At 47.8% G+C, this 12,855-nt stretch carries 10 protein-coding genes; 8 read left to right on the top strand and 2 right to left on the bottom strand.

The genetic code is table 11. The annotated features are described in order from the left end of the window. Window positions 1-43 precede the first annotated feature (43 nt). The 6 genes from mnmG to deoC all read left to right on the top strand — a co-directional run bounded on the left by mnmG (window position 44) and on the right by deoC (window position 6,202). Window positions 44-1,918: a tRNA uridine-5-carboxymethylaminomethyl(34) synthesis enzyme MnmG gene (gene mnmG, locus DW039_RS04340; protein ID WP_120381735.1), complete on the top strand. Its 1,875-nt coding sequence runs from the start codon at window positions 44-46 to the stop codon at window positions 1,916-1,918. A gap of 56 nt (window positions 1,919-1,974) precedes the next feature. Continuing rightward, complete coding sequence (locus DW039_RS04335) at window positions 1,975-2,499, top strand: adenine phosphoribosyltransferase (protein ID WP_005826167.1); 525 nt, start codon at window positions 1,975-1,977, stop codon at window positions 2,497-2,499. A 122-nt stretch (window positions 2,500-2,621) separates the two neighbouring features. Further along, a complete protein-coding gene (uvrC, locus tag DW039_RS04330; protein WP_005833920.1) occupies window positions 2,622-4,442 on the top strand; it encodes an excinuclease ABC subunit UvrC in 1,821 nt (606 codons plus the stop codon). A gap of 80 nt (window positions 4,443-4,522) precedes the next feature. Continuing rightward, the gene (dtd, locus tag DW039_RS04325; RefSeq protein ID WP_120381734.1) at window positions 4,523-4,975 is read left to right on the top strand and encodes a D-aminoacyl-tRNA deacylase; all 453 of its coding nucleotides are present in this window, start codon (window positions 4,523-4,525) and stop codon (window positions 4,973-4,975) included. Next, the gene (locus DW039_RS04320) at window positions 4,975-5,313 is read left to right on the top strand and encodes a nucleotide pyrophosphohydrolase (protein ID WP_005826173.1); all 339 of its coding nucleotides are present in this window, start codon (window positions 4,975-4,977) and stop codon (window positions 5,311-5,313) included. Before dtd ends, DW039_RS04320 begins: the two co-directional genes overlap by 1 nt. Continuing rightward, on the top strand, window positions 5,300-6,202 hold the full coding sequence (gene deoC, locus DW039_RS04315) for a deoxyribose-phosphate aldolase (RefSeq protein WP_035447524.1): 903 nt from the start codon (window positions 5,300-5,302) through the stop codon (window positions 6,200-6,202). The genes DW039_RS04320 and deoC overlap by 14 nt, the downstream gene beginning before the upstream one ends. Before the next feature lie 85 nt (window positions 6,203-6,287). Here deoC and DW039_RS04310 read toward each other — a convergent pair whose 3' ends face one another. Then, window positions 6,288-7,262 carry a polyprenyl synthetase family protein gene (locus DW039_RS04310; protein ID WP_008662178.1) on the bottom strand — a complete coding sequence of 325 codons (975 nt, stop codon included), beginning with the start codon at window positions 7,260-7,262 and terminating at the stop codon, window positions 6,288-6,290. 87 nt (window positions 7,263-7,349) lie between these two features. Here DW039_RS04310 and polA point away from each other — a divergent pair, with 87 nt between their 5' ends. Then, on the top strand, window positions 7,350-10,205 hold the full coding sequence (polA, locus tag DW039_RS04305; protein ID WP_120381733.1) for a DNA polymerase I: 2,856 nt from the start codon (window positions 7,350-7,352) through the stop codon (window positions 10,203-10,205). A gap of 278 nt (window positions 10,206-10,483) precedes the next feature. Next, window positions 10,484-10,876 carry a DUF3836 domain-containing protein gene (locus DW039_RS04300; protein ID WP_120381732.1) on the top strand — a complete coding sequence of 131 codons (393 nt, stop codon included), beginning with the start codon at window positions 10,484-10,486 and terminating at the stop codon, window positions 10,874-10,876. Window positions 10,877-11,029: 153 nt separating this feature from the next. On the opposite strand, the gene DW039_RS04295 is transcribed toward DW039_RS04300, so the two are convergent. After that, window positions 11,030-12,817 carry a RagB/SusD family nutrient uptake outer membrane protein gene (locus DW039_RS04295; protein ID WP_120139037.1) on the bottom strand — a complete coding sequence of 596 codons (1,788 nt, stop codon included), beginning with the start codon at window positions 12,815-12,817 and terminating at the stop codon, window positions 11,030-11,032. Window positions 12,818-12,855: the final 38 nt, after the last annotated feature.

Raw genomic sequence — 12,855 nt, 5'->3', positions numbered from 1 at the left:
ACTTTTTTCGTAACTTTGCACAGTTTTAAAATACACTGAACGAATGGAGTTTAAGTATGACGTTATTGTAATCGGCGCCGGACACGCAGGATGCGAAGCCGCTGCCGCTGCTGCAAACCTGGGTTCGAAGACTTGTCTTATCACAATGGATATGAACAAAATCGGACAGATGAGTTGTAACCCGGCAGTGGGAGGCATCGCCAAAGGACAGATAGTACGCGAAATAGACGCCTTGGGAGGATATATGGGATTGGTGACAGACCAGACAGCCATACAGTTCCGTATACTGAACCGTTCCAAAGGTCCCGCTATGTGGAGTCCGCGCGCGCAGTGCGACCGCAACAAATTCATCTGGGCATGGAGAGAGATACTGGAAAATATCCCCAACCTGCATATCTGGCAGGATACCGTGCAGGAAATCCTCGTTGAAAACGGTGAGATTACGGGAGTAGTCACATTATGGGGAGTAACGTTCCATGCCAAATGTGTAGTACTCACCGCAGGAACTTTCCTCAATGGACTGATGCACGTGGGACGTACCATGCTTCCAGGTGGACGTATGGCAGAACCTGCATCCTACCAATTAACCGAATCCATCGCAAAGCATGGCATCACCTTTGGACGCATGAAGACGGGAACCCCCGTACGCATAGATGGACGCAGCGTGCATTATGAGGATATGGAAATCCAAGACGGAGAATGTGACTTCCACAAGTTCTCGTTCATGGACACTCATGTACGCCATTTGAAACAGCTCTCTTGCTGGACCTGCTTCACCAACGAAGAAGCACACCGCATCCTGCAGGAAGGTCTGCCGGATTCTCCCCTTTTCAACGGACAAATCCAAAGTATCGGCCCACGTTATTGCCCCAGTATAGAAACCAAGATTGTGACTTTCCCCGACAAACCGCAGCACCAGCTTTTCCTGGAGCCCGAAGGGGAAACAACCCAAGAGCTCTACTTGAATGGATTCTCTTCTTCATTGCCCATGAACATCCAGATTGCAGCATTGAAAAAGATACCGGCGTTCAGAGACCTCGTCATCTACCGCCCGGGCTATGCCATCGAATACGACTTCTTTGACCCCACCCAACTGAAACATACGCTGGAAACGAAGAATATAAAGAATCTGTTCTTTGCTGGACAAGTAAACGGAACAACCGGTTACGAGGAAGCAGCTGGACAAGGAATCATGGCAGGCATCAACGCCCACATCAATTGCCACGGCGGAGAGCCGTTCACCCTTGCAAGGGATGAAGCATATATCGGCGTTTTAATCGATGACTTGGTAACAAAAGGCGTGGACGAGCCTTACCGTATGTTTACTTCCCGTGCCGAATATCGCATCCTGCTCCGTATGGATGATGCGGACATGCGACTCACGGAAAAAGCCTGGAAGCTGGGACTCGCCAAGGAAGAGCGGTACAAGCTGCTGACAGAAAAACGTGAAGCCGTGAACCGGATTATAGACTTCGCGCGGAATTACTCGATGAAACCGGCATTAATCAATCCGGTATTGGAGCAGCTCGGCACAACTCCACTGCGCCAGGGATGCAAATTGATAGATTTGATAAACCGTCCGCAGATAACGATTGAGAACATTGCCGAACACGTCAGTGCCTTTAAACGAGAACTGGATAAAATATCCGATAGAAAGGAAGAAATTGTAGAAGCTGCAGAAATACTCATCAAGTACGAGGGATACATCGGACGCGAACGGATTATTGCGGATAAATTGGCAAGATTGGAAAGCATCAAGATAAAAGGTAAGTTTGACTATAATTCCATTCAATCCCTTTCTACCGAAGCTAGACAGAAGCTGATGAAGATAGATCCGGAAACAATAGCCCAAGCGAGTCGGATTCCGGGAGTATCTCCAAGCGACATCAACGTGCTACTGGTACTTTGCGGACGATAGAGCGCAAAGTTCCACGTGAAACAAAGAATTCAATAAACGTATTAAATAAACTGATTATGAGCAAAGAAACTCTTACCAAAAGCATCCGAGAAATACCCGACTTCCCCATTCCGGGAATTCTATTCTACGATGTAACTACCTTGTTCAAGGAGCCTACCGCCTTGCAGGAACTCTCGGACACACTATACGAGATGTATAAAGACAAAGGCATCACCAAAGTAGTGGGTATAGAATCAAGAGGATTCATTATGGGCCCCATTCTCGCCACCAGACTGGGGGCAGGCTTCGTACCTATCCGCAAGCCGGGAAAGCTTCCTGCAGAAACCATTGAAGAAAGCTATGATAAAGAATATGGCAAAGACACCGTGCAGATGCACAAGGATGCCATCAATGAAGACGATGTAGTATTGCTACACGACGACTTGCTGGCAACCGGTGGAACAATGGAAGCCGCCTGCAAACTGGTGAAACAGATGAACCCCAAGAAAGTGTATGTAAACTTCATCATCGAGCTGAAAGAGCTTCATGGCAAGGATGTGTTTGGAGATGATGTGGAAGTGGAGGCTGTGCTGTCGCTTTAGCCATTTCATATTTCACCACAGATTACACAGATTAACACAGATTATTTATCCACCACAAAACACAGTTTTATCGAAGAGAAATCTGCGCTAATCGGTGTAATCTGTGGTGAAACGTCGGTATTATGGAAGAACTCAGAACTAACGACTACCTCAAAGGGATTGTATCCAACCTTCCCGAAAGTCCCGGTATTTACCAATATCTGAATACCGAAGGGACTATTATATATGTAGGAAAGGCAAAGAATCTGAAGCGAAGAGTGTCTTCCTACTTCAACCGGGAGCACGAACCGGGAAAGACGAGGGTACTGGTCAGCAAGATTGCAGATATCCGATATATCGTGGTGAATACGGAAGAAGACGCGCTATTGCTGGAAAACAATCTTATCAAGAAATACAAGCCTCGCTACAACGTACTGTTGAAAGACGACAAGACGTATCCCAGCATCTGCGTGCAGAACGAATACTTTCCACGCGTATTCAGAACCCGGAAGATAATCCGTAACGGTTCCTCCTATTATGGCCCTTACAGCCATATACCTTCCATGTACGCATTACTCGACCTCATCAAGCATCTGTACCCTTTGCGTACATGCCACCTGAACCTCTCTCCGGAAAACATACGTGCCGGAAAGTTCAATGTTTGCCTGGAATACCACATCAAGAACTGTGCAGGACCTTGCATCGGGAAGCAAAGTCAGGAAGAGTATCTGAAAAACATCGCTGAAATCAAGGAAATACTCAAAGGGAATACCCAGGAGATAGAACGGATGCTTTTCCAGCAAATGCAGGAACTGGCAGCCGAAATGAAGTTTGAAGAAGCACAGAAGATAAAGAAGAAATACCTGCTGCTGGAAAACTACCGGGCGAAATCGGAAGTGGTAAGCAACGTGCTGCACAATATCGACGTGTTCTCCATCGAGGAAGACAGCGATGAAAAGTCCGCTTTTGTCAACTACCTGCACATTACGAACGGTGCCATCAACCAGGCTTTCACCTTTGAATACAAGAAACGATTGAATGAGAGCAAAGAAGAACTGCTCTCTCTCGGCATCATCGAAATGCGGGAAAGATACAAGAGCCTTTCTCGTGAAATCATCGTGCCTTTTGAGCTGGATATGGAGCTGAAAGATGTCGTCTTTACCATTCCGCAACGGGGAGACAAAAAGAAACTGCTGGAACTCTCCATCCTCAATGTGAAGCAGTACAAAGCCGACCGCCTGAAGCAAGCCGAAAAGCTGAATCCGGAGCAACGGACCGTGCGCCTGCTGAAAGAGATACAGCAAGAGCTGCACCTGGACCGCCTGCCCATGCAGATAGAATGTTTCGACAACTCCAACATCCAGGGTTCCGACCCCGTGGCCGGGTGCGTGGTCTTCGTCAAGGGGAAACCTTCCAAGAAGGATTACCGCAAGTACAATATCAAGACCGTAGAGGGACCGGATGACTATGCCTCCATGAAAGAGGTCGTAAAACGGCGCTATCAGCGCGCTATAGAAGAGAAAGCACCCCTGCCCGACCTTCTTATCACCGACGGTGGAAAAGGGCAAATGAGCGCCGTAAAAGAGGTGATAGACGAGCTTGGCCTGAACATCCCCATCGCCGGACTTGCCAAAGATGGCAAACATCGCACTTCCGAGCTATTGTATGGCTACCCTCCCCAGACCATCGGATTGAAACAGAACACCCCCCTCTTCCGACTGCTGACGCAGATTCAAGATGAAGTGCACCGTTTCGCCATTACCTTCCACCGCGACAAGCGCAGCAAACGGCAGATTGCCTCCGCACTGGACGAGATAAAAGGTATCGGTGAAAAGACGAAAAGCACGTTGCTCAAGGAGTTCAAAAGCGTGAAGCGTATCCGCGAAGCATCTGCCGAGGAGCTTGCCGCCGTGGTGGGAGAAGCGAAAGCCAAAATCATCCAGACCTATTTCTCAGAGAAATAATGACTGATAAATCAGCCTGCAAAGCCATGCACACAACGAATTAATTCGTAACTTTGTCCCCTCAAAAAGACAAAAACAACATGAGAGTAGTGATACAACGTGCCGGACACGCTTCCGTCACCATCAACGGAACCTGCAAAGCCTCCATTGGAAAGGGCCTCATGATACTCGTAGGCATCGAAGAATCCGATGGAAAAGAAGATATTGACTGGCTTTGCAAGAAGATAGTCAATCTGCGCATTTTCGATGACGAAAACGGCGTAATGAACAAATCCATTCTTGAAGCAGACGGCGAGATACTGGTTATCAGCCAGTTCACCCTCCACGCCTCCACCAAGAAAGGCAACCGTCCCTCCTACATACGGGCAGCACGGCCGGAAATATCCGTCCCACTGTACGAACAATTCTGCCGGGAACTGAGTTTAGCATTAGGTAAAGAAATAGGTACCGGCGAATTTGGTGCCGATATGAAAGTAGAACTGATGAACGATGGTCCCGTGACCATCTGTATGGATACAAAAAACAAGGAATAATGACGTTAGAAGAAGCACAGAAACAAGTGGATTCCTGGATAAAGGAATACGGAGTGCGCTATTTCAGCGAACTCACCAATATGGCGATACTGACCGAAGAAGTGGGCGAACTCGCCCGCGTCATGGCACGCAAGTATGGCGACCAATCCTTCAAGAAAGGAGAAAAAGACAATCTCGACGATGAGATGGCAGATGTTCTTTGGGTACTTCTCTGCCTTGCGAACCAGACCGGAGTGAACCTGACAGACGCCTTCTGCCGCAACTTCGAGAAGAAAACCAGACGTGACCAGACAAGACATATCAATAACCCTAAATTGAAAGACCATGGAGAAGAATGAGCCTACCCAGAGTAAGTATGACGCCGCCCTGGCAAAGTACAACACCCAACTGGATGATGCGGAAATAGCTGCACAAGCTGCCAGAATCATTGCAGAGAAAGTGCCGGCAAACAACACGCCGGAGGTAAAGAAATTCCTTTTCAACTGCATTGACCTCACCACACTGAACAGTACGGACAGCGACGAAAGCGTCATGAAATTCACCCAGAAAGTGAATAAATTCGACGAAGAGTTCCCCGACCTGAAGAATGTGGCAGCCATCTGTGTATACCCCAATTTTGCAGAAGTCGTAAAAGACACGCTGGAAGTGGAAGATGTAAAAATAGCTTGTGTATCAGCAGGTTTCCCCTCCTCCCAGACTTTCATTGAAGTGAAAGTGGCAGAAACTGCCATGGCACTGATGGAAGGCGCCGATGAAATAGACATCGTTATTTCGGTGGGCAAGTTCCTGGCGGGAGACTATGAAGGCATGTGCGAGGAGATACAAGAACTCAAAGCAACCTGCAAAGAGCACCACATGAAGGTAATCCTCGAAACCGGAGCTTTGAAGACGGCTTCGAACATCAAAAAAGCATCCATCCTTTCCATGTATTCGGGTGCCGATTTCATCAAGACTTCCACCGGCAAGCAGCAGCCTGCCGCCACGCCGGAGGCCGCCCTGGTTATGTGCCAGGCCATCAAGGAATATCACGAGCTGACGGGTATCAAGGTAGGCTTTAAGCCCGCAGGAGGAATCAACTGCGTGAACGATGCACTGATTTATTACACCATCGTCAAGGAAGTGCTCGGCGAAGAATGGCTGAACAACGAGCTGTTCCGTCTGGGAACCAGTCGTCTTGCCAACCTGCTGCTTTCGGAAATCAAGGGTGAAGAGATGAAATTCTTCTAAGAGAAAGCTGTATTTACCTATAAATAAAGCCTGATGGAGTGGGTTCCATCAGGCTTTCTCATATTATCAACCGGAAACAGTTCCGTCATTTTTCCCGCTCTACCACATAATCCAGATACCCGGCTAGCGCTACTTTTACCTCCGTATCGGGCAAAGAAGCCAGCAAAGAAAGAGCCTTTTCCTTATAGTCATACATCACTTGCGAAGCATACTCTATACCACCATTCTGCTTGGTAAATTCGATTAAATGGGCTATTTCGCCAGGCGTTGCCTCCCCATTCTTTATCTTTACGGCAATTTCTTCCGCTGTTTTATCCTTCACGGTATTGAGCACATGAAGCGCAGGTAGAGTCAACTTCCCCTCCACCATATCATTTCCGGTAGGTTTGCCTATTTCCTTGCTCTCGGAGTAATCGAAAATATCATCCTTTATCTGAAAACAAAGCCCGATATATTCACCGAACAGACGCGCAGATTCCGCCTTTTCATCGCTGGCTCCCACCGAGAGAGCGCCCGCCTTCGTACAAGCTGCAAAGAGCACGGCCGTCTTCTTGCGGATAACGTCGAAATAGACTTCCTCGGAGAAATGGAGATTGCTGACGTTGGAAAGCTGCAGAAGTTCACCATCTGCCAAATCCTGCCCCAGGCAGGAGACGATGTCGATAATGTCATGGTTACGGGTCATGCCCACTTGCACCAACGCTGTTGCAAGCAGATAATCGCCTGCCAGTACGGCTACTTTATTATTGAAAATGGCATTAACGGAGAGTTGTCCACGGCGTTCAGTACTTTCGTCCACTACATCATCGTGCACAAGGCTGGCATTATGAAGAAGTTCCAACGCAACCGCAGCATGCAGGGTTGCAGGACATACCTTGCCAAAAAGCTTCGCAGCCAGAAGCACCAGAATGGGGCGCATCATCTTCCCGTTCTTCTGCCGGATATGCGCAATTACGCTGTTCAGCAAAAGGTTGGAACTGGAGAGAGTACTTTCAAAAAGCTTCTTGAAGTCCTCCAATTCCTCAGAAATCGGAGATTTTATCAATGATGAGTTGTCCATGCATCGCTATTTGCCTACAAAAATAGTAATAAAACGGTTAATACGGTATTTTTTTGTACTTTTACCATGAAAAAAAGGATTAAATGTATGAATTCAATCGATAAACTGTTTTTGCTCGATGCCTATGCACTGATATATCGAGCCTATTACGCGTTCATCAAGAACCCGAGAATCAATTCAAAAGGATTCAACACTTCGGCCATTCTGGGCTTTGTAAACACCCTGGAAGAAGTGCTCAAAAAAGAGAATCCCACACACATAGGAGTAGCCTTCGACCCGTCGGGCCCCACCTTCCGCCACGAGGCCTACGAGCAATACAAGGCACAGCGCGAGGAGACACCCGAGGCCATCCGCCTTTCCGTACCTATTATAAAGGACATCATCCGCGCCTACCGCATTCCCATCCTCGAAGTATCCGGCTACGAAGCCGACGACGTGATAGGCACGCTCGCCACCGAAGCCGGACGGCAGGGCATCACCACCTATATGATGACTCCCGACAAGGACTACGGGCAACTGGTATCGGACCGCGTCTTCATGTACCGCCCCAAGCACACCGGCGGATTCGAAGTGATGGGTACCGAAGAAGTAAAAACCAAGTTCAACATACAGACCACCGAGCAGGTCATCGACATGCTGGGACTGATGGGTGATGCTTCCGACAACATCCCCGGCTGTCCGGGTGTGGGCGAGAAAACCGCACAGAAACTGATTGCCGAATTCGGCAGTATCGAAAACCTGCTGGAACATACCGACCAGCTGAAAGGCGCACTGAAAACGAAAGTGGAAACCAACCGCGAGATGATAACCTTCTCCAAATTCCTTGCCACCATCAAAACAGATGTTCCCATTCAGCTCGACATGGATTCGCTCGTCCGCGAAGAACCGAACGAAGAAGAACTCCGCAAGATTTTCGAGGAGTTGGAATTCCGCACACTCATCGACCGGGTACTCAAAAAGGGAAGCGGCAATTCGTCCTCCCCTACTCCAACCTCTCCGGTACCCGACCTCTTTGCCGGGACTCTGTTTGCCCAGCCGCAAACCTCCACTCCCGAAAACAGCGCCCCGATTCAAGGCGATTTGTTTGCAAATTTTGCGGGCGAGGGGACGGGCGTTTCTGAAAATTCAAACCTGACGCGGTTAGAAATGCTCGATATAGACTACCAACTCATTGATACAGAAGATAAAAGAGCAGAAATTATTCAAAAGTTACTTACAAGCGAAATTCTCTCAATAGATACCGAGACTACCGGAACCGAGCCAATGGACGCCGAACTTGTAGGAATGAGCTTCAGTGATGCCGAAAACCGTGCATACTACGTACCCGTTCCCGCCGAACGAGAGGAAGTCTTAAAAATTGTAAACGAGTTCCGTCCCCTCTTCGAAAACGAGAAATCCATGAAGGTGGGACAAAATATCAAGTACGATATGATTATCCTCCAAAATTACGGCGTCCAGGTGAAAGGCAAACTTTTCGACACCATGCTTGCCCACTACGTGCTTCAACCCGAACTGCGACACAACATGGACTATCTGGCGGAAATCTACCTGCACTACCAGACCATCCACATCGATGAGCTAATTGGAGCGCGAGGCAAAAACCAAAAGAACATGCGCGACCTTCCACCTGAAGATGTCTACCGTTATGCCTGCGAGGATGCGGACGTCACCCTCAAACTGAAAAACGTGCTGGAAAAGGAACTGAAGGAGCAAGGTGCCGAACATCTGTTCTACGAAATAGAGATGCCGCTCGTCCCCGTACTTGTTAATATAGAGAGCAACGGAGTGCTGCTCGACACGGAAGCCTTGAAGCAATCGTCCCAACACTTCACCGTCCGTCTGCAGGAGATTGAGAAGGAAATCTACGAGATGGCTGGCGAGACATTCAATATCAGCTCCGCCAAGCAGGTAGGCGAAGTGCTGTTCGACAAGCTGAAAATCGTGGAGAAAGCGAAAAAGACCAAGACCGGACAATACGTCACCTCCGAAGAGGTGCTGCAAAGCTACCGCAGCAAGCACGACATCATCGGGAAGATACTGGAATACCGCGGACTGAAGAAACTGCTGAGCACCTATATAGATGCCCTGCCCCAGCTCATCAACCCACGTACGGGCCGCATACACACCTCCTTCAACCAGGCGGTGACCGCTACCGGACGCCTCAGCTCCAGCAATCCCAACCTGCAGAACATCCCCATCCGCGACGAAGACGGAAAGGAAATCCGCAAGGCGTTCATCCCCGACACCGGCTGCGAGTTCTTCTCTGCCGACTACTCGCAGATAGAGCTGCGCATCATGGCACACCTCAGCGAAGATAAGAACATGATAGACGCCTTCCTCAGCGGACACGACATCCACGCCGCCACCGCTGCCAAGATATATAAGATAGATATAAACGACGTAACCGCCGACATGCGCCGCAAGGCAAAAACGGCAAACTTCGGCATCATCTACGGCATCTCCGTCTTTGGGCTTGCCGAACGCATGGGCGTTTCCCGCCAGGAAGCCAAAGAGCTGATAGACGGCTACTTTGAAACCTACTCACAAGTGAAGGAGTATATGGACAAAAGCATCCAGGTGGCACGCGAGCAGGGCTACGTGGAAACCATCTTCCACCGCAAGCGCTTCCTGCCGGACATCAACTCAAGAAACGGGGTGGTACGGGGCTATGCCGAACGGAATGCCATCAACGCCCCCATCCAGGGAAGTGCCGCCGACATCATAAAAGTAGCGATGGCACACATCTATCAGCGCTTCCAAACTTACAATCTGAAAGCAAAGATGATTTTACAGGTCCATGACGAACTAAATTTCAGCGTTCCAGAGGCTGAAAAGGAACTTGTACAGAAAATCGTAATCGAAGAGATGGAGCAGGCATATCGCATGCACGTACCCCTGAAAGCCGATTGTGGGTGGGGAAACAACTGGTTGCAGGCACACTAAACAGCCCAATAACTTTATTTAACTTACAATCAGAAAGCAACAGAAGCAATCCTTTCCAAATACAGTTTGCTCATCAGAATATCCGGCAACCTCACTGCCGGATATTTTTTATTCACCAATCTTGCCAAAAGGAAAGCATACCGAAGCCCTCACTACTGACATATTGATAAAATTTAATCCGATATTTATATTTATGTCAATTTAATACGTACCTTTGCAGCGAAATCAATGACATATTGATAGAAAACAGAAAGTTGAACTAAAAAAGACATAAAACCATGAAAGCAAAAGTATCTTTAAAAACAGTGATTGTTTCAGCACTTCTCTTAGTTTGCGGATTAAATGCCTCAGCCGACAATAAGAGCAACCTCATTTACAATTCGGAAGAAGTAAATGGCATGAAGGTGGCAGAGACCGTATACAAAATGGACGGAAACACGCTCGCCAACTATATGAAGTACAATTACAAGTACGACGACCAGAACCGCATGACCGAAAGCGAAGCCCTGAAATGGAACAGCACCAAGAATACATGGAGCAACGACATGTGCATCCGCTATGCATACCAGGGCAAGACGGTGACTACCACGTACTATAAATGGAACAGCAAGAAAGGCGAATACATACTGGTTCCCGAGATGACAGTAATCATGGACAACCCTAACATGTAATTGATAAACTCTCTCTTAAAGTAAGAAATCTTATTCCTAACAACAATAACCGAAACCTTTCATAAAAGAGCCGGAATGATTCGCACATTCCGGCTCTTTTATTATATCTTGAAAAACAAATCCTTTCCGTCAGATACCAATAACCTTACACGATTAGTATCCTGGATTGTTTTCTATAATGGCACTGTTTGTATCAATCTCACTTTGGGGAAGCGGCCAAAGTTCATCCTTTCCTTCGATATACTTCATCGTGTTATACACACGGAGATTCAGTGCTTTCCCATCCCAAGAACTACCTTCTGAATATGCCGGATGCCAGTTGTCATCAAATGAAGGCTTGGCATTGGACATAAGCCCTTTTTGATTGGGAGCATAAATCTTACCTGTCATCACTGTAGAAGCCATACCCCAACGACGGAGATCAAACCAACGAAAACCTTCATTACAAAGTTCAACAGTACGTTCGTAACGTAATGCCTTTCGGAGTCCGCTCTGCGAAGTAACTACCACATCGGGCATTCCTACACGATTACGAATTATATTGATGTCCGTTCGTGCTAACTCCAGATTGCCATCAGCCATTTCAATATTGGCTTCTGCCTCTATTAGATAAACCTCTGCTAAACGCATCAAGCCGCAATTAAGATCACTGGTTTCATGGTTGGAGATTGCAGCTCTTTCCAACTCGGCTATATCCAAATATTTCCTCCAGAGATATCCAGCAGGACCTTTAGTGCCATTGGCACCGTATACGCCCTTGGTACCCTGTGACTCCATGTTTGTCACGTCCTTGCCCGTGCTATAGTCGTGAATCTTTTTACTGGTAGTGGAAGTCTGGAATTCCAGATTGAATATGCGTGAACCAGGTCGCAAACAGAAAAGATCCAGACGAGGGTCCCGGTTTTGCCAAGGGTTCTGCCAGTCATACAGAGAAGATTCCGTAATCGATTTGCCATCCTTGCATTGAAACATATCAACAAATGTTTGTGTAGGACCAAAATAGGCGCATCCTCCCAGTGTACGTGGAGCCATGTAATATGCCTCCTTGGTTTTATTACTGGATATTACCGCATCATACTGCACGGACCAGAGCCACTCATTGCTTGCCTCACCGTCATAACCAAACAGAGCCGTCTGACCGGTTGGCTCTCCTGCCTCATGACTTTCTCCACAATACTGTGTATTGATGGATTCCAATTCAAAGCCTGCCTCCTTAGCCAAATTCAAGGCTTGTTTGGCCGAACTGGCAGCCAAGTCATACTTTTTCCAATTCAAGGCAATACGGGCACGTAACGCATACGCTGCTACCCGTCCGATGCGTGCACTGCCATAGCTTTCTGCTTTATGGCGGAGTGGAAGGTTAGCCAAACACTCGTCGCTAAGATCCGAAAGCAGATTCTCTACAATGGTCTCTCTCGGTGTACGTGGGGTCTGGCTGTCATTTATACCCGCTGTGTGGACCACATACGGCAAGTCTCCATAGTGCTGGCAAGCTTGATCATAACAGAATGCCCGTATGCACAGCAGCTCTGCCCGTATACTCTCTATATCCGTATCAGAGGCTGTGCCATGCAGATTATCCAGCGCATCGAGAAGCTGGTTGATACGTGCCACGGTCTTATACACGCAATTATAAAGCTTGTTTGCCACCGCGTTTTCAGCAGAAGCTCCGGAGGTGATTAATTCCGTATACATAGCCGTGTTGACACGTGTAGCACCAATATCTGTAATATTGTCTGTCACCTTCCACCAGGTGGTGGTGCTGGCACTATAAGCTGTCAGAGATGAGTAAACAGCGTTCAAACCGAAATTCGCCTCTTCCATACTCGAAGGATAAGAGGCAGAAGACGGTGAAGTGAGTGGTTCAAGGCCGAGTGAACAAGCACCGAGGCCTAATAGAAACAGCGAAAGGAGTGCTGTATAAATATTGTTTCGTTTCATATCATTTTTTCTTTTTATGTCTTCTTGAATACAGACGG

Origin of the sequence: Bacteroides sp. AF39-16AC (assembly GCF_003602735.1) — a bacterium.
In the GTDB taxonomy this organism is placed as follows: domain Bacteria; phylum Bacteroidota; class Bacteroidia; order Bacteroidales; family Bacteroidaceae; genus Bacteroides; species Bacteroides uniformis.
This window is presented reverse-complemented; position numbering and strand designations above follow the sequence as displayed.